This is a genomic window from Pseudomonas sp. NPDC088322 (assembly GCF_044740745.1).
Taxonomy (GTDB): Bacteria; Pseudomonadota; Gammaproteobacteria; order Pseudomonadales; family Pseudomonadaceae; genus Aquipseudomonas; species Aquipseudomonas shirazensis.
Map to the genome: position 1 here is coordinate 486,245 of NZ_JBIURK010000005.1, position 25,401 is coordinate 511,645.

A 25,401-nucleotide genomic window follows, 5' to 3' on the forward strand; every position below is an offset into this window, starting at 1 on the left:
TTAAGGGGTAACCTTGCCGTGGTGCAGCGCCTGCCCGTCGTGCCACCAAGCCGCCAGGCTGAACACATCCGGCACCTTGAGGATGCTGAAGTGGTCGCCAGGCCCCTGCCACAGCGCAAGTCTGGGCATCAGCTGCTGCCAACCGGCCTGCATGGCGGCATGCTCGCGGGCGTTGCCCAAGGCATCCAGGCCCGGGTCATCGACCAGAACCAGGCCCGCCGGCCCGTGGTAGGTCAACGTTGGCCGGTAGGCCGTGCGCAACGCCGTAGCAAAAGTGCGGACGGTGCCGTCCAGTGCACCTGGCTGCGACCGTGCCGGCAGCAGTCCGACCCGCACCATGGCCGCGTGCAGCTGGCTCAACTGCTGGTCATCGCTGGCCGCGGCAAAGGCGCCTGGGTCAATACCCAGGGCTTTGCCAGTGGACAGCTGCAACGCCTCGATCAGCCGCTGCAACGCTTCGCCCAGGGTGTAGGGCCGACCACAGGTGCCGCCCTCGCCCGGCGCTTCGCTGTCGATCAGTGTCAATGAACGCACCTGCCGGCCCTTGGCCTCGAACCTGGCAGCCATGGCATGCGCCACCCAGCCGCCAAACGAATGGCCGACCAGGTTCAGCGGCCCTTGCGGATAAAGCGCCTCGATGGCCTGCACATGGCAATCGGCAGCGGCTTCTACCGAGGTGTGCGGCACCGAACAGCCGTCCAGCCCCCGTGCCTGCAGGCCATACAGCGGCCAGTCCGGGCCCAGGGCCTCGGCCAGGCCAATGAAGCTGGTGACGCTGTCGCCAGCCCCCGGCACGCAGAACAACGGTGCATGGCCATGCTGACCGGTCTGGATCGCCACCAATGGTTGATAAGCCGCTGCCTTGGTGCTGTTCGTGCCAGCCACGGCACCCAGTAGCTGGCCAAGCGCCTGACCGAGCGTGGCCACGTGGGGCGCCTGCATCATGCTGCGGTGGTCCCCCGGCACGCTCTGGATGACCAGGGCCTGGGACGGCAGCGTCTCGCCCCAGCCCAGGGTCGACTCGCTGTCACTGCCCTGATCGGCGCGCAGCAGGTGCACCGGCACGCTCAACGGTGAAGGGCGGTAATGCGCCAGCGCATGGCCGTGCGCCAGTTCACGGCTGAAGTAGTGCAGCAGTTGCGCGTCGCTCATGCTCGCCCACAGCCCATAGAGCAACTGGTACTCGCGGCAGCTGGCGAGCAGCGTGGCAAAATCGGCCTGAGTGGCCTCCAGTTGCTGCAAGCGTGCCAGCTTGTCGGCGCCTGCCGGGCCTTGCGTGCGCCAGAACGTGCTGCAGTTCAACAGCAACTGGCGCTCAAGTGCACGAGGCCCCTGCCAGCGCGCCTTGCCCTGATCGGCCAGGCGCGGCACATAGGTGTCGATCAAGCCGAGGAATTCGACCTTCTCGTCCACACCCAGCAATTGGTTAGCCATCTCGAAGGCCAATACGCCACCGAACGACCAGCCTGCAAGGCGATAAGGCCCCTGCGGCTGCACCCTGCGCATCTGCTCGATCTGATAGCGGGCCAGGCACTCGAGGGTCTGTGGCTGCGGTTGATCGGCCGGGATGCCGGGCAGCCCATAGAGGGCGAAATCACCAGGCAGGTGCTGGCCCAGCACCGGGAAGTAGAAATCCAGCCCGGTGAATTCGTGAACCAGGAACAGCGGCGTCTGGCTGCCCCCTGCACGCACCCGGATCACCCCGCGGTGCGCGGCGTCAGGGTTGCCGAGTGTGGCCGCCAGCAACGCCACGCTGGGGTGCTGGAACACATCGTTGATGGCAACCTGCAGGCCCGCCTTGGTCATCTTGTCGACCAGCCGTATTGCCGCCAGAGAATGGCCGCCGAGCTCGAAGAAGTTATCGTGCCGCCCTACCCGCTCCACGCCCAGCAACTCGGACCAGATCGTTGCCAACAGGGTTTCGGTTTCGCCTTGTGGCGCTTGGTACACGCGGTTGTGCAGGGCCTCGGTGTCCGGTAATGGCAAAGCCTTGCGGTCGAGCTTGCCGTTGGGGCTCAGCGGCAGTGCCTGCAGGTGGACGAACAACGCCGGCACCATGAAGGTCGGCAGGCGCCCGAGCAATGCCGAGCGCAGCGCCTCCAGCGGGAACGACTCGCCCGTGTAGTAAGCGAGCAACTGCTGTTCGTGAGCGATCACCACGGCCTCCTTGACGCCCTCTATCCGCGTCATGCAGGCCTGGATTTCCCCCAGTTCGATACGCAAGCCGTGGATTTTGACCTGGTCATCGTTGCGGCCCAGGTATTCGATGTTGCCATCGGCCAGGTGCCGCGCCAGGTCGCCGGTGCGGTACAGCCGTGCATCCGGGCGGGTGCTGAACGGGTCGTCGAGGAAGCGTTCAGCGGTCAGTTCGGCGCGGTTCAGGTAGCCTCGGGCGACTTGCACGCCGCCGATGAACAACTCGCCGGCCACGCCTTGCGGGACCGGCTGGCCCAGCGGATCGAGTACATACAGCGTGGTGTTGGCGATCGGTTTGCCGATGGGGGTGTTGTCCGGTGCCGTCACGCAGTGCCAAGCGCTCACGTCCACAGCAGCTTCGGTCGGGCCGTACAGGTTATGTAGCTCGACCGTCGGCAGTTGCGTGTGGAAGCGTCGCACCAGGCTGCCCGGCAAGGCTTCGCCACTGCACAGAACGCGCTTCAACGAAGCCGCCGAAGCGTCACCGTGCGCCAGGAACACATCCAGCATCGAGGGCACGAAGTGCAACGTCGTGACCTTTTCGCTGCGGATCACCTGACGCAAGTACTCCGGATCGCGATGGCCGCCGGAACGCGCCATGACCAGGCGAGCGCCGGTTTGCAGCGGCCACAGGAACTCCCATACCGAGACGTCGAAGCTGAACGGGGTCTTCTGCAAGACCACGTCGTCAGCACCGAGGTTGTAGGCGTCCTGCATCCACAGCAGGCGGTTGACCACGCCGGCGTGCTCGTTCATCACGCCCTTCGGCAAGCCGGTGGAACCTGAGGTGTAGATCACGTAGGCCAGGTGACGCGGGGTCAAGCCGGTGACAACCGGATTGCTGGACGGCTGGGCGTTCCAGGTCGGCTGATCCAGGTCGATAACCTGGGCCGAATCCGGTACGTGCCGTGTAGCGCTATGCACCAGCACCGCAACAGGCGCGCTGTCGCTGAGCATATGCCGCACGCGCTCAGCTGGGTAATCCGGGTCAACCGGCACATAGGCGCCGCCAGCCTTGAGGATGGCCAGCAGGCCAACCACCATCGACAGCCCACGTTCAACGCAGATCGCCACCCGATCATCAGGTTTGACCCCCAGATCGATCAGGTGATGCGCTAATTGGTTGGCCTGCTCATTCAGCGCGCGATAGCTCAACTCCCCTTCTTCGGCCTTGACCGCGACCGCATCCGGCGTACGCAATACCTGCGCCTCGACCATCCCGTGCAGGGTCTGCTCGAGGTCATAATCCACCGCCGTATCGTTGAAGCCCTGCAGCAATCGCTTGCGCTCATCGGCATCCGGCAACCCGACATGGCCCGGAATAGCCTGATCGCTCTCCACGAAGGCCCACAGCAGTTGTTCGAAATACCCCGCATAACGCGCGATGGTCGCCCGCTCGAAAAGGGCGGTGGCAAACACGATACCGCCGGCAAAACCTTCGGCGCGCTCACCCATGCTCAGGCTCAGGTCGAACTTGGCAATACACGCGGCCCCACTCACTGCGCTCAGCGACAGGTCGGCCAATTGCAACGCCTGCCGCTCCGGGCTGGCGTCCCAGTCCAGGGTGGCCTGGTACAGCGGCGTATGCGCAAGGCTACGGCGCGGGCGCAGCAACTCGACCACCTGTTCGAACGGCAAGTCCTGATGCGCCTGCCCGCCCAGCACCACGGCTTTTACCCGGGCCAGCAGCGTGGCCACATCCGGCGCCCCCGAGGTGTCCACGCGCAACGCCATGGCATTGACGAACATGCCAACCAGGCCATCCACTTCGGCCTGTCTGCGGTTGGCTACGGGCGAGCCGATCACCACTTCATCCTGGCCGGCAAGTCGGCTCAACAACGCCGACCAGGCAGCCATGAACAGCATGTACGGGGTGACGCCATGGCGCCGGCACACGGCTTTGAGCTCGGCACTCAGGCGCGGGGCCAGGCTCAGCGCCACGCTATCACCGGCATACTGCTGACGCTCCGGCCGTGGGTAATCCCACGGCAAGCTGAGCAGCGCCGGTGCCCCGTCCAGCTGGCCGAGCCAGTAATCGGCCTGCTGGCGCAGCGCATCGCCGCTAAGCCAGCGCCGCTGCCACAGGGCATAGTCAATGTACTGCACGGGCAAGGCCGGCAAGGGGTCGTCGCCACCGCAGCTGAAGGCTTGGTACAACTCGCCTAGCTCGCGTACCAAGACGCCCAGCGACCAACCGTCAGCCACCAGGTGATGCAAGGTCAGCAGTAGCAGGTGGTGGTCATCGGCCAGTTGCAGCAGGCGCCCACGCACCGGCAGTTCGCGGCCAAGCGCGAAGGGTTGGCTCGCCTCCTGGCGGATCAACGCCGCAATAGCGGCTTCATCCAGGCCCTGGCAAAGGTCCCGGCCAAACTGGAAGCCTTCGCTGCCGGTTGCCAGCACCACCTGCGGCTCACCTTCCTGTTCGACAAAATGGCTGCGCAAGCTTTCATGGCGCTCGACCAGGCGTCTTAAAGCACGCTCCAGTGCCGCACTGTCCAAACGGCCCTCCAGGCGCAGGGCCAGGGGAATGTGGTAGGCCGCGCTGGCTTCCTCCATCTGCGCCAGAAACCACAGTCGCTGCTGGGCGAAGGAAAGCGGCAAAGTACCGTCTCGCGGGCCCGGCTGGATGGCCGGCAAGGTATCGCCGTCACGCGTAAGGCATGCGGCCACCGCTGCCAGGCTGTCATCGGCAAACAGGTCGTTCAAGCCCAGCTCCAGCCCCAGGCGTTGGCGAACCTGGGCCAGCATGCGCATTGCCAGCAGTGAATGGCCGCCCAATTCGAAGAAGCGGTCGTGACGCCCGACGCGTTCCAGCTCCAGCAGTTCGCTCCACAACGTGGCCAGCGCCTGCTCACGTTCGCCTTCCGGTGCTTCGTACGCTGTCACCGCCAGGTCCTGGGGCGCCGGCGCCGGCAAGGCTTGGCGATCAACCTTGCCATTGTTGTTCAGCGGCATTCGCACCAATGCGACAAACGCGGTAGGCACCATGTAATCCGGCAAGCGCCCACGCAGGAAGGCACGCAGGTCAGCGGCCTGCAATGAGGCCTCGAGCCGGGTAAACCAGGCCACCAGCCGCAGTGGCCCCTGCTCGTTCGGCACAGCCATCACCACAACTTCACCGACACCCGGTGCCAGTGCCAACTGCTGCTCGATCTCGCCCAGTTCGATCCGATAACCGCGAATCTTGACCTGGTCGTCATTGCGCCCCAGGCACTCTAGCTGGCCGTCGGCCTGCCAGCGTACCAGGTCGCCGCTGCGGTACAGCCGGGCGCCCGGCTGCGGGCTGAACGGGTCATCGATAAACCGCTGCGCCGTCAGTTCTGGTTGGTTCAGGTAACCGAGGGCCACGCCGTCGCCGCCGATGTACAGTTCACCGACCACGCCTTGCGGCACGGGCTGTTGCCAGGCGTCCAGCACATACAGCTGGGTATTGCCGATAGGCCGGCCAATCGGCACTTGGGCTGCATCGGGCGCCAGCTCACGCACGTGGCAGGTGGCCGCGAGCGTGGTGGTTTCGGTAGGCCCGTAGGCATTGATCAGGCGCAGCGCAGGTGCCTTGTGCAGCAGCGTGCGGAAGGCTGCGGGTTCGGCACGCTCACCGCCGCTGATCAGCACGCGAAGCGCCGCCAGGGCCTCGGGGATCAACTGCACGTACTGGTTGAACAACGCCGTGGTCAGGAACAGAACGGTAATGCCCTGCTCCGCCAGCGCCTTCGCGAAAAGCGCCGGGTCGACCAGCGTGCGGTGGTCGATCAGCCGCAACTGCCCGCCATTGAGCAACGCACCCCACACCTCCAGGGTGCTGGCATCGAACGCCGGGTTGGAGGCGAAAGCGATGCGGTCGCTGGCCAGCAACCCGGCATACCGCTCGTTCAGCACCAGACTCGCAACACCCCGGTGCGCCACGCACACGCCCTTGGGTTTGCCTGTGGTGCCAGAGGTGTACATCACATAGGCCGCGCGGCCAGCGTCCTGGGCCAACCCAGGGTTGTGGCCAGGCTGGTCATCGAGGACCAGTTGATCGAGGTCGACCCGCCGCACTGCATACTCAACCGCTGTGCCAGCAAGCGTCAGCAGCGCGGCGGCCTGGCAATCCTCGACCATGAAGGCCTGGCGCTCGGTCGGGGCATGAATGTCGAGCGGCACACAGACCGCGCCACACTTGAGCACGGCCAGTTGCGCCACCAGCAGGTGCAGGGTGCGCGGCAGCAGCATGGCCACATAGGCACCCGGTGCCACACCTGCGCCCATCAGGTAATGGGCCAGACGGTTGGCGCGTTGGTTCAGTTCGCCATAGCACAGTGCCTGGTCGCCCTGCACTGCAGCTACCGCCAAGGGATGGCGCGCCACGCGCTGCTCGAACAACTGCTCCACCGTCAAGTCACGGGGGTAATCGCGCTGCGTGGCATTGAAACGGTGCAGCAGGGTCTGGCGCTCGCTGTCGCCCAGCAACGGCACTTGTGCCAACGGCTGTTGATCATCGCCGACCATGGCCCAGAGCAGGGTCTCGAAGTAGCCCACATAGCGCCGCACAGTCGCCTCGTCGAACAGCGAGGTGGCGTAGTCCAGGCTGCCGGCCAGCGTGTCGCCAAATTCGCCGAGGTTCAGCGTCAGGTCGAACTTGGCGACCTGACCCGCCTGAACCACGGCCTCCAACTGCAGGCCCGGCAGCTGCAACGCGCCACCTTCGATCGCCTGCCAATTGAGCGTGGCCTGGAACAAAGGGGTATGGCCGAGGCTGCGCACTGGGCGGACGATTTCCACCACCTGTTCGAACGGCAGGTCCTGGTGCGCCTGTGCCTCCAGCACGCGCGTACGCACCTGCTCCAGCAGCGCTTGCGCCGTCGGTGCGGCAGCCGTGTCGATGCGCACCGCCAGGGTATTGACGAACAAGCCCAGCAGCGGCTCCAGCTCGGCACAGCCGCGGCCCGCCACAGGGCACCCGATGACGATTTCGCCCTGGCCGGACAGCCGCGTCAACACGGCGGCCCAAGCGCTGAGCACGGCCATGTACAGGGTTACCCCGTGACGCTGGGCCAGGCTGCGCAGACCAGCCGCCAGGCGTGGCTGCAACTGCAGGGGCAGGCTTGCACCGGCAAAGTCCTGGCGTTCGGGGCGTGGGCGATCACTGGGCAGCTTGAGCAGGCTGGGCGCGCCGTCCAGGGCCTGGCGCCAGTAATCGGCCTGGCGCTGCAACTGGGCGCCGGCCAACCAGCGGCGCTGCCATACGGCATAGTCACCGTACTGGATGTCCAGGGCCGGCAGCGGATCGTCCTGGCCCTGGCAGCAGGCCGTATACAGCGCGCTCAGTTCACGGGTCAGCACGCCCAGTGACCAGCCGTCGGCAACGATGTGGTGCACGGTCAGGGCCAGCACATGATGTTCTGCGCCTAGACGCAGCAAACGCGCTCGCAACAGCGGTCCGTGGGCCAGGTCGAAAGGCGCAAGGGCCGCTTCATCCAAACGGGCGGGCAGCGCGTCGACGCTCAGCTCTTCACGCTGGAACCAATCGGCACCCGCCGTGGCGGCCAGCACCACCTCGGCACTGTCATCGCGGGGTACGAAGCGGCTGCGCAAGGTCTCATGGCGCTCGATGATGGCGAGCAAGGCTGCTTCCAGCGCATCGGCATCCAGTGCCCCGCGCAGGCCCAGGGCCAGCGGCACATTATAGGCCTGGTTACCGCCTTCCATCTGCGCCAGGAACCACAGCCGTTGTTGGGCGAACGACATCGGCAGCGGCGCATCGCGCGGCACCGGGCGTATCGCTGGCAACTCACTGCGCCCGGCATGGGCCAATACCTCGGCCACGGCGGCGAGCTCGGGGTTGGCGAACAGGTCGCCCAGGCTCAGTTCGACACCCAGGCGCAGGCGCACCTGGGAGACCATGCGCATCGCCAGCAGGGAATGCCCACCCAGGCTGAAGAAATGGTCGCGTCGGCCGACCCGCTCAACCTGCAGCAGCTCGGCCCATAGCGTGGCCAGCGCATGCTCCAACGCGCCTTCGGGAGCCTCGTAGCCCAGCTCGAACTGCGCAGAGCGTTCTGGCCGTGGTAATGCGCGGCGGTCGAGTTTGCCGTTTGCGGTCAGCGGCAACGCCGGCAGCTGCACATACGCTACCGGCACCATGTATTCCGGCAGGTGCGCCTGTAATTGGCTGCGCAGGCCTTCTGGGGGGAGCGGCTCGACGCCTGCCAGGGCGGTGAAGTAAGCCACCAGACGCGGCTGGCCGGGCTGGTCCTCGCGGGCCAGGACAACAGCTTCATCGATGCCGACCAGGGCGTTCAGCCGGCTTTCGATCTCGCCCAGTTCGATGCGCACGCCGCGGATCTTGACCTGGTCGTCGTTGCGCCCCAGAAAGTCCAGAGTGCCATCCGCCAGCCAGCGCACCAGGTCACCGGTGCGGTACATACGCCCACGGGCGACGAAGGGGTCGTCAAGAAAGCGTTCGGCGGTGAGCGCCGGACGGTTCAGGTAGCCTCGGGCAACCCCGGCGCCACCAATGTACAACTCGCCTGGTACACCCAGCGCGACAGGCTGCAGGTGTGGGTCGAGTACGTACAGGCGGGCGTTATCGACCGGCCGACCGATGTGCAGCGCCGCACCCGCTTCCAGCACGCCGGAACTCGCTACCACCGTGGTTTCGGTCGGGCCGTAGTTGTTGACCACGGCAAAGCGCTGGGTCCGGTTGAACTGGCGCAGGCGGTCACCGCCGATCAACAGGGTGCGCAGGGTCGGGTGTTCGAGTTGATGGTTGAAGGCGTACTCGGCCACCGGCGTCGGCAAGAAGCTCACGTCCAGGGGCTGTGCCTGCCACCAGGCAAGCATGGCATTCAGGTCATCGTTGCCCTCCGACGCTGGCGCCAGGTGCAACGTGGCCCCGGCGCACAACGCCGGCCAGACTTCCCAGGCCATGGCGTCGAAACCAAAACCGGCCAGGCTCGAAGTGTGCCGGCCATGGCACAGGTCGAACGTGCGGCAGTGCCAATCGACCAGGTTGTTGACGGTCTGGTGCTCGACCATCACGCCCTTGGGCTCGCCGGTGGAACCGGAGGTGTAGATCACATAGGCCAGGTGGTTCGCACTCAGCCCCGGCACGAACGGGTCGCTATCGCACACAGGCCAGTCCGGCTGGTCGAGCAGCACCACCGGCACCGCGACAGGCCCCAGGCGCTCACGCAGGGCCTGTTGCGTCAGCACCACTACCGGGCGGCTGTCGTTCAACAGGTACTGCACACGCTCATCCGGGTGGGCGGGGTCCACCGGTACGTAACCGGCGCCGGCCTTGAGCACCGCCAACAAGCCAACCAGCGTTTGCAGGCTACGCCGCGCCAGCACCGCGACGCGGTCGTCAGGCCGCACCCCCAGGTTGATCAGGTGCTGGGCCAGGGCATTGGCCTGGCGGTTGAGCTCGGCGTAGCTCAAGCTCGCGCCGTCACTGGTGGCGGCGATAGTGTCAGGGTGCAGTTCGGCGCGTTGGGCAATGCGCTGGTGCAGGGTCAGTTGCCGCTCATAGGGGGCCGGATAATCGTTGAACACTTGCAGCAGTTCGTCGCGCTCGCTGTCGGGGAGCATGGCCAGCGCCATGACCGATGACTGCGGCGCCTGCAGCAGGCTTTCGAGAGTCTGTTGCAGGTAGGCGCAAACGCGCTGCGCCGGCACTTCAGCGCTGGCCAGCAGGGTCAGGCGAAACGCTTCGCCCAAGTCGTCGACGCTGAGCGTCAAGGGATAGTTGGTAGCCTCGGCAGACTCGACGATGTCAATGCCGGCCAGGGCTGCGCGGCATGGCTGGGTGCTGTCCACTGCGCTGTGGCGGTAATTGAGCAAGGCATTGAACAGCGGCGCCGGCGCCGACACACCGCTGCAACGCTGGGCCAGGGCCAGTGGCGCGTGTTCATGGCGCATCAATGCGCTCAGCCGTTGGTGGGTGGCGCGGATCGCCGTCGGCAAGTCAACGCTGCTCAAGTCCACGCGGACCGGCAGGGTGTTGATGAAAATCCCCAGCGCCCGGTCGGTGGCTTCGGCGCCCTGCAAGCGCCCCATCAGCACTGTGCCGAACACCACCTGCTCGCGCCCCGTCAGCCCGCCCAGCACGCGGCCCCAGGCCAAGTGGAACAGGCTGGCGACACTCACCCCCAGGCTACGCGCCTGGCTGCGTAGCTGCTGGCACAGCGCTAGTGGCAGGTCGAGCGCGTGCTCGTTGTGCACCTCGCCCACGCCTTGCACATCCTGGATGCCGTAGGCCAGGGTCGACGCGTCGATACCCTCCAGCATGTCGCGGAAAAACGCCTCGTGTTCGGCCTCGCTGATACCCAGCACGGCTTGTGCCACATAATTGCGAAACGGCACCGGGGTGCCCAGCCGATCACCCTCACCGGCCAGAAACGCGATCAGCTCGTGACGCACCACCTCCAGGGCACTGTGGTCCATGGCGATATGGTGGAACTGCAGGGTGGCGGTCAGTGCGCCATCGGCCTGCTCGGCCTCACGCAGCAGGCGGATCAGCGGTGCCTGGGTCAGGTCGAGCCTGCCGCGCGTGGGGTCGTTGTCAGGTAGCGTCGCCACCTGCAGTTCGGCGCGGCGCCAGACTACCTGCACCGGCGTTTCCAGCCCTTCCCAGTGCACCGAGGTGCGCAGGATGTCATGGCGTGCAATCACGCCGCGCAGTGCATCGGCAAACGCCTGCAAGCGGGCCTCGCTGGCAAACACGAAACGCGCCTGCATTACGTAGGGGTCGCTGTCGGTGGCACTGGCATGGTGGAACAGCATGCCCTGCTGCAGCGGCGCCAGTGGGTAGATGTCTTGCACGTTTGTCGCACCGCCGGGGATGCAGGCGACGATGCGGTCAAGGGTGCTCTGGTCGAGGTCGATCAGGTTGAGGTGCTGCGGCGTAATGCGCGTGCAGCCTGGCTCGATGAGGTTGGGCGGCACTTGTACCGCGCCCTGTTTCACGGCCACGTACTCGCCGCGCTCGATCATAGCCACCAGCGTCGGCTTGTGTTCACGCAGTTGCGCCACCAACGCGGGGTCGCTCAGGGCCTGGCGGTTGCCTTGGACGGCCAATTGGCCGTCCTTCAGCGCCAGTTGTACGTTTTTGGCCGTCAGTGTTGCCAGTAATTGGTTGATGCTCACAGGACGATCTCCATTCTGTCTGTGATGGCTGCGTAGCCCGCCAAGGTCGGTTGGTCGAACAGGGCGCGCACGTCGGCTTCCAGGCCTTGCTCACGCAGGCGGGAGGTCAGGGTCACCGCCAGCAGCGAATGGCCGCCCAGCTCGAAGAAGTTGTCATGCCGCCCTACCCGCTCCACGCCCAGCAGCTCGGCCCAGATCGCGGCCAGCAGGGTTTCGGTTTCGCCTTCTGGGGCTTCGTACACGCGGCTTTGCAGGGCTTCGGTATCCGGGAGTGGCAAAGCCTTGCGGTCGAGTTTGCCGTTGGGGCTCAGCGGCAGTGCCTCCAGATGCAGGAACAGCGCAGGCACCATGAACTCCGGCAGGTGGGCCAGCAATGCCGTGCGCAGAACGTCTGCGGCCTGTTGCTCACCGGTGTAATACGCAACCAAACGCTGATCGCGAGCCACCACCACGGCTTCCTTCACGCCGTCGATGGCCGTCAGGCCGGCCTGGATTTCACCCAGCTCGATGCGCAAGCCACGGAGCTTCACCTGGTCATCGTTGCGGCCCAGGTATTCGATGTTGCCATCGGCCAGGTGCCGCGCCAGGTCGCCGGTACGGTACAGGCGTGCACCTGGGCGGCTGCTGAACGGGTCGTCGAGGAAGCGTTCGGCGGTCAGTTCGGCGCGGTTCAGGTAGCCACGGGCGACTTGCACGCCGCCGATGAACAGCTCGCCGGTCACGCCTTGCGGGACCGGCTGGCCCAGCGGATCGAGTACATACAGCGTGGTGTTGGCGATCGGTTTGCCGATGGGGGTGTTGTCCGGTGCCGTCACGCAGTGCCAAGCGCTCACGTCCACAGCAGCTTCGGTCGGGCCGTACAGGTTGTGCAACTCGACCGTCGGCAGTTGCGTGTGGAAGCGTCGCACCAGGCTGCCCGGCAAGGCTTCGCCACTGCACAGAACGCGCTTCAACGAAGCCGCCGAAGCGTCACCGTGCGCCAGGAACACATCCAGCATCGAGGGCACGAAGTGCAACGTCGTGACATTTTCGCTGCGGATCACCTGACGCAAGTACTCCGGATCGCGGTGGCCGCCGGGGCGAGCCATGACCAGGCGAGCGCCGGTTTGCAGCGGCCAGAGGAACTCCCATACCGACACGTCGAAGCTGAACGGGGTCTTCTGCAAGACCACGTCGTCAGCACCGAGGTTGTAGGCGTCCTGCATCCACACCAGGCGGTTGACCACGCCGGCGTGCTCGTTCATCACGCCTTTCGGCAAGCCGGTGGAGCCTGAGGTGTAGATCACGTAGGCCAGGTGACGCGGGGTCAAATCGGTTACTAGTGGATTGCTGGACGGCTGGCCGTTCCAGGTCGGCTGATCCAGGTCGATAACCTGGGCCGAATCCGGTACGTGCCGTGTAGCGCTATGCACCAGCACCGCAACAGGCGCGCTGTCGCTGAGCATATGCCGCACGCGCTCAGCTGGGTAATCCGGGTCAACCGGCACATAAGCGCCGCCAGCCTTGAGGATGGCCAGCAGGCCAACCACCATCGACAGCCCACGCTCGACACAAATCGCTACCCGATCATCAGGTTTGAGACCCAGTTCAATCAGGTGATGCGCTAATTGGTTGGCCTGCTCATTCAGCGCGCGATAGCTCAACTCGCCTTCTTCGGCATTGACCGCGACTGCATCCGGCGTACGCAGCACCTGCGCCTCGACCATCCCGTGCAGGGTCTGCTCAAGGTCATAGCCCACCGCCGTGTCGTTGAAGCCCAGCAGCACCCGCTCACGCTCCTGCGCTTCAAGCACCGGCAAGCGCTGCAGCGGCAGTTCCGGGGTCTGTTCCAGCGCCTCGACCATGGCCTGCAACACCTGGTTCATCTGCCCACAGATACGCGCCGCGCCTACGTCGGCGGGGGTCATGGCAACCAGACGGAAGCCCTGCCCCAGGTCATCCACGTTCAAGCCCAGCGGGTAGTTGCTGCGTTCCTGGCTTTCCAGGTTGTCGATACCTTGCGTTGCCTGCCGCTGGCTATCAGTGACCTGCGTGCTGTGCCGATAGTTGAGCATCGCGCTGAACAACGGCAAGGGCGCAGCCACGCCACTGCAACGCTGAGCCAAGGCCAGCGAAGCATGCTCGTGGGCCAGCAAGGCACTGAGGCGCTGATGCACGGCCCGTGCCCCTTCGCGCAGGCTCACTTCGCCCAGATCGACCCGCAGGGGCAAGGTGTTGATGAACATGCCCAGCGCCCGCTCGGCGCCTTCACCGCCTTGCAGGCGGCCCAACAGCACGGTGCCGAACACCACGCTGTCCTGGCCACTGGCGGCTGCCAGCAGGCGCGCCCAGGCCAGGTGGAACAGGCTGGCGACGCTGATACCCAATTGCCGGCCTTGCTGGCGCAGGCGTTGTGCCAGGTCATCACGTAGCCACAGCTGAGCCTCCTCGATGTCACGCCCGTCACCCTGCACATCGCTTAGACCGAACGGCAGCGTCGGCTCGTCGATGTCCGCCAGTTGCGCGCGGAAGAACGCTTCATGCTCGGCCTGACTGATACCCAGTCGCGCCTGGGCCACGTAGTTGCGATACGGCACCGGTGCCAGCGCCGGCTCGGCCGCACCCTGCAGGTAACCGATCAGCTCCTCGCCGACCACTTCCATGGCGGTGTGGTCGAGCACGATGTGGTGGAACTGCAAGGTGGCTTCGATGCGTGCCGTACCCGGCTGCTGCGTGTACAGCAGGCGAATCAGCGGTGCCTTGCTCAGGTCAAGCATTGCCTCGCCGTCGCTATCACGCTTCATGACCAGCAGCGGCGCCTGCCGCCAGACCACCTGCACTGGCTGCGGCAAGCCTTCCCAGAGCACCGCTGTGCGCAGTACGTCGTGGCGGGCGATGACCTTGTCCAACGCTGCCGCAAAGTTGTCCAAGTGTTCGCGGCTGGCGAACCCGAAGCGCGATTGCAGCACATAAGGGTCGTGCCCCTGCGCGCTGAGGTGGTGGTAGAGGATCCCTTCCTGCAAGGGTGCCAACGGATAGATGTCCTGCACATTGCGGGCACCGCCAGGTATCTGGGCAATGATACGGTCGATAGCCGCCTGCTCCAGGGCCACCAGCGGCAGCATGCCGGGGGTGATATGCGAGCAACCGGCAGGGATCAGGTTGTCCGGCACCTGCACCTGATGCGCCTGGCCCAGGGTCGTCGCCAGTGCCGCCACCGTCGGCTGGCCAAACAGCGTGCGCACATCCACCTGCACACCATCGCGGCGCAAGCGCGCGGTCAGGTTCACCGCCAGCAACGAATGGCCACCCAACTCGAAGAAGTTATCGTGCCGGCCCACCCGCTCGACGCCCAGCATGTCGGCCCACACCGCGGCCAAGGCCATTTCCACTTCGCCCTGCGGCGCGACATACGCCTGGCCTGCAAGCAGCGCCGGATCCGGCTCGGGCAACGCCTTGCGATCCAGCTTGCCATGGCTGGTCAACGGCAGCGCTGGCAGGCAGGTGAACGCCAACGGCACCAGGTGGGCGGGCAGGCTTGCCTGCAAGGCCTGGCGCAGTGAGTCCACTGCCACCGGTGAGGTTTCAGTGAACCAGGCCAGCAGCCGCTCGCCACGCACCAGCACGACTGCATCAGCGATACCAGGCTGGGCGGCGAGTACGCTTTCGATCTCGCCAAGCTCCACCCGTACGCCGCGGATCTTCACCTGATCGTCGTTACGGCCCAGGTAATCCAGGGTGCCGTCAGGGTTCCAGCGCACCAGGTCACCGGTGCGGTACAGCCGCGCGTGGCGTTGGGCGTTGAACGGATCGGCAATGAAGCGCTCCTCGGTCAGTTCCGGGCGCTTGAGGTAGCCGCGGGCCACCCCGGCGCCGCCAATGTACAACTCACCTACGGCGCCCACCGGTACCGGCTGGCGGCCCTGGTCGAGCACATACACCTGGGTGTTGGCCAGGGGCTTGCCGATGTGCAGCGCGCCCCCAGCTACCAGTTGCCCAGACGTGGCCACCACGGTCGCTTCGGTCGGGCCATAGTTGTTGACCAAAGCAAAACCTGGGTCGCGCTCGAACTGGCGCAGGCGATCGCCGCCGACCAGCAGCGTGCGCAGGGTCGGGTGCTGACGCTCGCGGCGCAGCGCTTGCTCGGCCACTGGCGTGGGCAGGAAGCTGACAGCCAATGGCTGCTCCAGCCACCAGTCGAGCAATTCGTCGACGTGCTCACCGGCGATGCGTGCAGGTGGCACATGCAGCACTGCCCCCGTGCACAGCGCCGGCCAGACCTCCCAGGCCACCGCATCGAAGCCGAAACCGGCCACCGTGCTGGTATGGCTGCCGGCGTTCAAGGCAAACGCCTCACAGTGCCAGTGCACCAGGTTGGCCAGGGTCGCATGCTCGACCATCACCCCTTTCGGCTGGCCGGTGGAACCGGAGGTGTAGATCACATACGCCAGTTGGCGATCATCCAGGCCTGCCACGCAGGGATTGCTGTCGGGCGCGTCTTGCCAGGCATCGCGGTGCAGCTCGACCCGCAGGTTGTCCCCCACCAGCGCCAGAGTCGTCGCATCGACCAGCACCAACGCCGGCGCGCTGTCTTCCAGCAGGTAGGCGATGCGCTCGCCAGGGTATGCCGGGTCAATCGGCACATAGGCCGCGCCGGCCTTGAGGACGGCCAGCAGGCCGACCAGGCGCTCCAGGCTGCGCGGTAAGCACAATGCCACCCGGTCGCCGACCTTCACCCCGCGACTGATCAGGTAATGCGCCAGGCGGTTGGCGCGGCAGTTCAGCTCGCCGTAGCTCAGTGTCTGGCCATCCTGCACCAGCGCTGTCGCTTGCGCCGCGCGGGCCGCCTGGGCCTCGACCAGGGCGTGCACGGTCTGCCCTTTCGGGTAGTCGCGTGCGCTGGTATTGAAGGTTTCCAGCACTTGCTGGCGTGCTAGCGGGTCCAGGATCGACAGCGCCTCGACCGGCTTGACTGCTGACTGGTTCAGCGCCTGCAGCAGCTCGATCAGGGCCTGGTTCATCCAGCCAGCGACCCGCTCAGCCCCCATGCCTGCCTGAGCCAACACACTCAAGGCAAAGCCTTCGCCCAGGTCGTCGACACTCAGGGTCAGTGGGTAGTTGCTGCGTTCCTCGCCGCCCAGCAGGCGAACACCCTGGTGGTCGGCATCCGCGTCGGCAGGCCCCCCTGCCGTGCTGTGGCGGTAGTTGAACAAGGCGCTGAACAACGGCGTGGACGCCGCCACGCCACTGCAGCGCTGGGCCAAGGCCAGCGAAGCATGCTCGTGTGCCAGCAACGCCGAAAGCCGCTGATGGGTGGCACGCACCGCCTGCGCCACCGGTGCGGTAAGGTCGATGCGCAGCGGCAAGGTGTTGATGAACACGCCCAACGCCCGGTCGGCCCCTTCACCGCCCTGCAAGCGCCCCATCAACACGGTGCCGAACACGACATCAGTGCGGTTGGCGAGCACACCCAGCACGCGTGCCCAGGCCAGGTGCGCCAGGCTCGCGGCACTCACCCCAAGCTGCCGAGCCTGTTCGCGCAGGCCACGGGCCAGGCTGGCGTCGAGGGCCAGGTGGGCCTCTTCGATGGCGTGCCCATCACCCTGCACGTCGCTCAGGCCAAACGGCAAGGTCGGGGCATCAAGGTCGCCCAGCATCTCGCGGAAGAACGCTTCATGGCCGGCATCGTCGGCCCCAAGGCGAGCTTGGGCCACATAGGTGCGATAAGGCACAGGCGCGGGCAAGCGTTCGCCCTGGCCCGCCAGCAGCAGCTGCATCTCGCGGGCGATGACTTCCATCGCGGTATGGTCCAAGGCCAGGTGATGGAATTGCACAATTGCCACCACGCGCTGGTTGGCCGGGTCATCGGCATGCAGCAGGCGCAGCAAGGGTGCCCGCGACAGCTCGAGGCGCTGGTGACGGGCGTCGAAGCGCGCCTGCAAGGCGTCGATCACCGAATCGCCAGCCAGGCCGTCGATTGCGCTGACCTGCATCCGCGCTTGCCGCCAGACCACCTGCACCGCGTGAGCCAGCCCTTCGCTGACCACGGCGGTACGCAGAATGTCGTGACGGTCGATGACCTGCTGCAAGGCGCCCGCCCAACGCTGCAAATGCGCCAGGCTATCGAAGGCCAGGCGCGACTGCAGCAGGTACGGATCGCCCTGTGCGGCGCTCAAGTGGTGGTACAGGATGCCCTCCTGCAGCGGGGCAAGGGGGTAGATCTCCTGCACGTTGGCAGCACCGCCGGGCACCGTGGCGACGACACGGTCGATACTGGCCTGGTCGAGCTCGATCAGGCTGAGCATGTCCGGAGTGATGTGGCGGGCAGCGTGCGGCACACGGTTGGCCGGCACCTGCACTTCGCGACCGGTGCCCACGGCCGCAGCCAGCGCCGCCAGGGTGGGCTTGGCGAACAGCACGCGCACATCGGCGCTGAGGCCGGCCTTGCGCATGCGTTCGACCAGGCTCACAGCCAGCAACGAATGGCCGCCCAGCTCGAAGAAGTGATCGTGCCGACCGATCTGCGCGACCTTGAGCAGGTCGGCCCAGATTGCCGCCAGGGTGGTTTCGACCTCGCCCTGTGGCGCCTCGAAGGCGCGGCTGAGTAGCGCCTCGTTGCCCGGTTGCGGCAGGGCACGGCGGTCGAGCTTGCCGTTGCCGGTCAGCGGCAGTGCATCGAGGCAAACGTAGGCCGCTGGCAGCATGTAGTCCGGCAACTGGCCTTGTAGCTGCTGGTGCAGCTCGCCCAGGCCGGGGGCCGGGCTGTTGGCGGTGAAGTAGGCCACCAGGCGCTTGTCACCCGGCGCGTCTTCACGTACCACCACGGCCGTGTCACGGACACCGGCACAGGCGCCCAGGCGCGCTTCGATTTCACCGAGTTCGATGCGGAAGCCGCGCAGTTTGATCTGCTGGTCGGCGCGGCCCAGGTAACGCAACGTGCCGTCAGCCTGCCAGCAAGCCAGGTCGCCACTGCGGTACATGCGCGCACCCGGCTCACGGCTGAACGGGTCGTCGAGGAAGCGCTCGGCGGTGAGTGCCGGCTGGCCGAGGTACCCCAGTGCAACGCCAGCGCCGCCGATGTACAGCTCACCGACCGCGCCAACGGGCAGCGGCTGCTGACGGGCGTCGAGCACATAGCAACGGGCATTGCCGATCGGCCTGCCAATCGGGATGCTGCCCTCGCCGACCGTGACGATCGGGTGGGTGGTGCTGAAGGTAGTGGCTTCAGTCGGGCCATAGCCATTGAGCAGATGTTGCGGGGCGCCTTCGCGCAGCACCCGACCGACGATGGCCGGGTCCAGCACATCGCCGCCCACCATCAGGTAGCGCAGCCTGGCGAATGCCGGCAGCAGGTCATCGGCAAATTGATGGAACAGGCCGGCAGTCAGCCACAGCACGCTGATGCGTTGCTCCAGCAACACATCACGCAAAGCCTCACGCGACAGCACCTGGTCCTGGTCGATGACCACCACCGTGCCGCCGTTGAGCAGCGGCGCCCAGACTTCCAGGGTACTGGCATCGAACGCAGGGTTGGAGGCGAACGCGACGCGGTCCTGGCAGGTGAATTCAGCAAAGCCGTTGTTGACCACCAGGCGCACGATGGCCCGGTGCGGCACTTGCACGCCCTTGGGGGTGCCGGTAGAGCCGGAGGTGTACATGATGTAGGCGGCGCTTTCGGCAGCTACCTCCAGGCCCGGCGAGTGTTGCGGATACCCGCTGAGGTCGAGGTGGTCCAGTTCGACGCGCATGGCATCGCCTACCTGCGGTTCGCTGCTGAAGGTGAGCATGACCCGCGCCTGGCTGTCTTCGATCATGAAGGCCTGGCGCTCGACAGGCGCGTTGCTGTCCAACGGCACGAACACCGCTGCGCATTTGCTGGCCGCCAGTTGTGCGGCCAATAAGGCGACGCTGCGTGGCAGCAGCAGAGCTACACGATCGCCAGGGCGCACGCCCAGGGCCAACAGGTGATGGGCCAGGCGGTTGGCGTGCTGTTCGAGCTGCTCATAGCTCCACTGCCGATCACCGTGCACCACCGCCGTTGCAGCAGGGCTGAGCGCGGCATGGCTGCCAAACAGGGTATGCAGTGCATGGTCCCGTGGGTAATCGCGGTAGGTGGCATTGAAACCTTGCAACACCCGCTCGCGCTCGGCAGGCGCCAGTTGGCTAACGTGATGCAAGGCCTTGGCCGGTGCCTGCGCAAGGGCCTGCGCCAGTTGCTCAAGGGCGGTGCTGAGCAGGCGACAAACCTGTGCGCCATCGACTTGCGCCACCGCTTGCACGGTCAGCACAAAGGCCTCGCCCAGGTCATCGACGTTGACCACCAAGGGGTAGTTGCTGCGCTCATGCGCGGCCAGTTGCTCGATACCCTGCCAGGCCTCGCGCAGCTCAGCCTTGGCGGGTGCACTGTGGCGATAGTTGAGCAGGCTGGTGAACAGCGCCTGGGACGCCGGCACTGCGCTGCAGCGCTGAGCCACTGCCAGCGAGGCTTGCTCATGGGCCAGCAAACGGGCCAGCCGTTGGTGGGTCAGGCGTACGCCTTCAGCCACGGCCATGGCGCCCACGCTCACCCGCAGCGGCAAGGTGTTGATGAACATGCCCAGGGCCCGGTCAGCGCCCTCGCCGCCTTGCAGCCGGCCGAGCAACACCGTGCCGAACACCACTTCTTCGCGTCCTGACAGTTGCGCCAGCACCTGCCCCCAGGCCTGGTGCACCAAGCTGGCAACGCTGATGCCCAGCACACGGGCCTGCTCGCGCAAGCGGCCGGCCAACGCCGGCTCCAGGGCCAGACGGCTGTCCAGTACAGGGCTGGCATCACTGTGTGCATCGCGCAGGCCAAATACCGTGGTGGGTTCGTCGATGTCGCCCAGCAGCTCGCGGAACAGTGCTTCGTCAGCCTGGGTATCGGCACCCAGGCGTGCCTGCGCCACATAGTTGCGGTAGGGCACGCTGGCCTGCGACAGGGCCTGGCCTTGCAGCACAGCAGTGATCTCGGCCACCAGCTGTTCGACGGCGGCGTGGTCAAGGATGATGTGGTGGATCAGCAGCGTAGCTTCCACGCGACCCTCGCCGTGGCCAGGCATCAGGCGGATCAAGGGGGCCTTGTTCAGGTCGAGCGTGGTGCTCCGCTCATCGCCGCGCAAGCTTGCACCGGCGCCAGGCACGCTGCGCCAGACGACCTGCACGGGCTCCTCCAGGCCCTGCCAATGGATGCTGGTGCGCAGGATGTCGTGACGGGCGATGACCTGGTCGAGCGCTGCGGCAAAGGCATCGAGCTCGGCCTGCGTCGGGAAGGCGAAGCGTGCTTGCAGCACGTACGGGTCTGCGCCTTCGCTGGCGAGGTGATGGTAGAGGATGCCTTGTTGCAGGGGCGCTAGCCCATAGACATCCTGGACATTGGCTACGCCACCGGGGATCTGCGTGACCAGGTTGTCGATGGCGCTCTGGGACAGCTCGGCGAGCGGCAGCATGTCCGGAGTGATGCGTGTGACCTCTGCCGAAATGCGGTTGGCGGGCACGCTGATGCGGGTTTCACCGCCTACCGCAGCGGCGAGCGCTGCCAAGGTCGGCTGGCCGAACAGTACGCGGATATCGGCATGCAGGCCCTGTTGGCGCAGGCGCGAAGTCAGGGTCACGGCCAGCAGCGAATGGCCGCCCAGTTCGAAGAAGTTGTCATGCCGCCCTACCCGCTCCACCCCCAGCAGCTCGGCCCAGATCGCGGCCAGCAGGGTTTCGGTTTCGCCTTCTGGGGCTTCGTAAACGCGGCTTTGCAGGGCTTCGGTATCCGGGAGTGGCAAAGCCTTGCGGTCGAGTTTGCCGTTGGGGCTCAGCGGCAGTGCCTCCAGATGCAGGAACAGCGCGGGCACCATGAACTCCGGCAGGTGGGCCAGCAATGCCGTGCGCAGAACGTCTGCGCCCTGCTGCTCACCGGTGTAATACGCAACCAAACGCTGATCGCGAGCCACCACCACGGCTTCCTTCACGCCGTCGATGGCCGTCAGGCCTGCCTGGATTTCACCCAGCTCGATGCGCAAGCCACGCAGCTTCACCTGATCATCGTCGCGGCCCAGGTATTCGATGTTGCCATCGGCCAGGTGCCGAGCCAGGTCGCCGGTACGGTACAGGCGTGCATCTGGGCGGATGCTGAACGGGTCGTCGAGGAAGCGTTCAGCAGTGAGTTCGGCGCGGTTCAGGTAGCCACGGGCGACTTGCACGCCGCCGATGAACAGCTCGCCGGTCACGCCTTGCGGGACCGGCTGGCCTTGGCTGTCGAGCACGTACAGCGTGGTGTTGGCGATGGGTTTGCCGATGGGGGTGTTGTCCGGTGCCGTCACGCAGTGCCAGGCACTGACGTCTACCGCCGCTTCGGTCGGGCCGTACAGGTTGTGCAGCTCGACCGTCGGCAGTTGCGTGTGGAAGCGTCGCACCAGGCTGCCCGGCAAGGCTTCGCCACTGCACAGAACACGCTTGAGACCATCAGCCGATAATTGGCCGTGCGCCAGGAACACATCCAGCATCGAGGGCACGAAGTGCAACGTCGTGACATTTTCGCTGCGGATCACCTGACGCAAGTACTCCGGATCGCGGTGGCCGCCGGGGCGCGCCATGACCAAGCGAGCGCCGGTTTGCAGCGGCCACAGGAACTCCCATACCGAGACGTCGAAGCTGAACGGGGTCTTCTGCAAGACCACGTCGTCTGCGCCTAGGTTGTAGGCCTCCTGCATCCACAGCAGGCGGTTGACCACGCCGGCGTGCTCGTTCATCACGCCTTTCGGCAAGCCGGTGGAGCCTGAGGTGTAGATCACGTAGGCCAGGTGACGCGGGGTCAAGCCGGAGACAACCGGGTTGCTGGACGGCTGGGCGTTCCAGGTCGGCTGATCCAGGTCGATGACCTGGGCCGAATCCGGTACGTGCCGCGTAGCGCTATGCACCAACACTGCAACAGGCGCGCTGTCGCTGAGCATATGCCGCACGCGCTCAGCTGGGTAATCCGGGTCAACCGGCACATAGGCGCCGCCAGCCTTGAGGATGGCCAGCAGGCCAACCACCATCGACAGCCCACGCTCAACGCAGATCGCCACCCGATCGTCAGGTTTGACCCCCAGATCGATCAGGTGATGCGCCAGTCGGTTGGCCTGCTCATTCAGCGCGCGATAGCTCAACTCCCCTTCTTCGGCCTTGACCGCGACTGCATCCGGTGTACGCAGCACCTGCGCCTCGACCATCCCGGGCAGGGTCTGCTCAAGGTCATAGCCCACCGCCGTATCGTTGAAGCCCAGCAGCACACGCTCACGCTCCTGCGCTTCAAGCACCGGCAAGCGCTGCAGCGGCAGTTCCGGGGTCTGTTCCAGCGCCTCGACCATGGCTTGCAACACCTGGTTCATCTGCCCACAGATACGCGCCGCGCCAACCTCGGCGGGGGTCATGGCAACCAAACGGAAGCCCTCCCCAAGGTCGTCGACGTTCAGGCTCAACGGGTAGTTGGTGCGTTCCTGGCCCTCCAGTACGTCAATGCCTTGCCACGCCTGCCGCTGTTCAGCGCTGGCTTCTGCGCCATGGCGGTAGTTGAGCATGGCGCTGAACAACGGCAACGGCGCAGCCACAGCGCTGCAGCGCTGGGCCAACGCCAGGGAGGCGTGTTCGTGCGCCAGCAGCGCACTGAGGCGCTGATGCACGGCCTGCGCCCCTTCGCGCAGGCTCACTGCGCCCAGATCAACCCGCAGCGGCAAGGTGTTGATGAACATGCCCAGCGCCCGCTCGGCACCCTCACCACCTTGCAGGCGCCCCAGCAACACAGTGCCGAACACCACACGGTCGTTGCCGCTGGCAGCGGCCAACAGGCGCGCCCAAGCCAGGTGGAACAGGCTGGCGACACTGATGCCCAGGTGCCGTGCCTGGCGCCGCAGCCCTGCGGCCAGTTCGGCCGACAGCGCCAGCTTGGCTTCTTGCATGCCAAGGCCATCGCCTTGAACATCGCTTAGGCCGAACGGCAGCGTTGGCTCGTCGACATCCGCCAACTGCGCGCGGAAGAACGCCTCATGCTCGGCCTGGCTGATACCCAGGCGCGCCTGGGCTACGTAGTTGCGGTACGGCACAGGGATCTGGACCGGCGGCGTGCCCTGCAGGAAGCCCAGCAACTCCTCACCGACCACCTCCAGCGCGGTGTGGTCGAGGACGATGTGGTGGAACTGCAAGGTAGCTTCGATGCAATGGCTGCCCGGTACCTGACGATGAAGCAGACGAATAAGCGGCGCCTGGCCCAGGTCCAGGCCAGCGTCAGTTGCATCGTCGTCGCGCACTACCTGTAACGACGCCCGACGCCAGACCACTTGCACAGCCTGCGGCAGGCCGTCCCAGAGCACGGCGGTACGCAGCACATCATGGCGGGCGATCACCTGGTCCAGTGCGCTGGCGAAGGCTTGCAGGCGCTCGCCGTTGTCGAAACGCAGGCGGGAATACAGCACATAGGGATCGTGCGCGGCGCTCAAGTGATGGTAAAGGATACCTTCCTGCAGAGGCGCCAGCGGGTAGATGTCCTGCACATTGGCCGCACCACCCGGCACGCGCGCGACGATGCGATCGATCGCGGCTTGGTCGAGCTCGATCAGGCTCAGCAGGTCTGGGGTGATATGGGTGCAATCGGCAGGGATGCGGTCTTCCGGTACCAGCACTTGCAGGTTACGCCCCAAGGTCTCGGCCAGGGCCGCGACGGTAGGCTGGCCGAACAGGGTCCGTACATCGACTTGCAGCCCTTCCAGGCGCAGCCGTGCGGTCAGGCTTACTGCCAGCAGCGAGTGGCCGCCCAGCTCGAAGAAGTTGTCGTGTCGACCTACTCGCTCGACGCCCAGCAGTTGCGCCCACAGTTGCGCCAGCAGGGTTTCGGTCTGCCCCTGCGGCGCTTGGTAGGGGCGCTCATGCAATGCGGCATCCGGCGCGGGCAGCGCTTTACGGTCCAGCTTGCCATTGGGCGTCAACGGCAGCTGATCGAGGTGGATGTACTGTGCCGGCAGCATGTATTCCGGCAGGTCCTGCAGCAGTGCCTGACGCAGGCTGTCCGCCTCGGCCTGCTCACCGGTGAGGTAGGCGACCAGGCGCGGCCCACTGGCCGGGGCGTCGTAAGCCAGCACTACGGCCTCGTGCACACCGGGCACACGCAGCAGGCAGGCTTCGATCTCGCCGAGCTCGATGCGCAGCCCGCGGATTTTGACCTGGTGGTCGTTACGGCCGAGGAAGACCAGCTTGCCATCTTCGCGCTGGCGCACCAGGTCACCGCTGCGGTACAGGCGATCGCCGTCAACGAAGGGGCTGGCGATGAAGCGTTCGGCCTGTTGTTCGGGCAAACCCAGATAACCCCGGGCGACACCCGCGCCGCCGATATGCAGGTGGCCGACCACGCCCCACGGTACCGGTTGGTCGTAGTGGTCGAGTACATACAGCCGGGTATTGTCGATGGCCGTGCCGATCGGCAATGCCCCGTGCGGCAGGTCTGCGCCCGGCTCCAGCGTCCAGGCGCTGCAATCGACGGTGGTCTCGGTGGGGCCGTAAACGTTATGCAGGCGTACACCCGGCAAGCGCTTGCGCACTTGGGCGGCCAGTGCCTGGCTCAACTCGCCGCCACCGCAGACGATATCGCTGAGGCTGACACAGCGAGCGCTGGCAGGTGCTTCCAGGAACTGCTGCAGCAACGCCGGCACGAATTGCACCACGCTGACATGCTGCGCCTGGATCAGTTGCGCGAGGTAGTGCGGGTCACGCTGGCCGTCCGGGCGCGCCAATACCAGGCGCAGGCCGCTGCACAAAGGCCAGAACAGTTCCCACACCGAGGCATCGAAGCTGACCGGGGTTTTGTGCAGCACGGCGCCTGGGCCAGGCACCTGGCAAAGGCGCTGGCTCCAATGCACCAGGTTGACCACGTTGCGGTGTTCGACCATCACCCCCTTGGGCTGGCCTGTGGAGCCGGAGGTGTAGATCACATACGCCAGGTGGCTCGCTGTCAGTGCGACTACGCGAGGGTTGCTGATCGGCTGGGCCTCCCAGCCAGGCTGATCGAGGTCGATCAACTGCACCGGGGTGCCTTGTACGACATCTCGGGTAGCGCCG

Annotated in this window: 2 protein-coding genes (1 of these 2 running past the window's edge); both read right to left on the reverse strand. The window is 66.0% G+C overall.

The genetic code is table 11. The features are described 5' to 3' along the window. A complete protein-coding gene (locus ACIOAU_RS16140) occupies positions 1–11,325 on the reverse strand; it encodes an amino acid adenylation domain-containing protein (RefSeq protein WP_401183248.1) in 11,325 nt (3,774 codons plus the stop codon). Beyond that, positions 11,322–25,401, reverse strand: the 3' portion of a protein-coding gene (locus tag ACIOAU_RS16145; RefSeq protein WP_401183251.1) for a non-ribosomal peptide synthase/polyketide synthase. It continues 8,252 nt past the right edge of the window; 14,080 of the gene's 22,332 nt are visible here — the last part of the coding sequence; its start codon lies beyond the right edge, outside the window; the stop codon is at positions 11,322–11,324. The genes ACIOAU_RS16140 and ACIOAU_RS16145 overlap by 4 nt, the downstream gene beginning before the upstream one ends.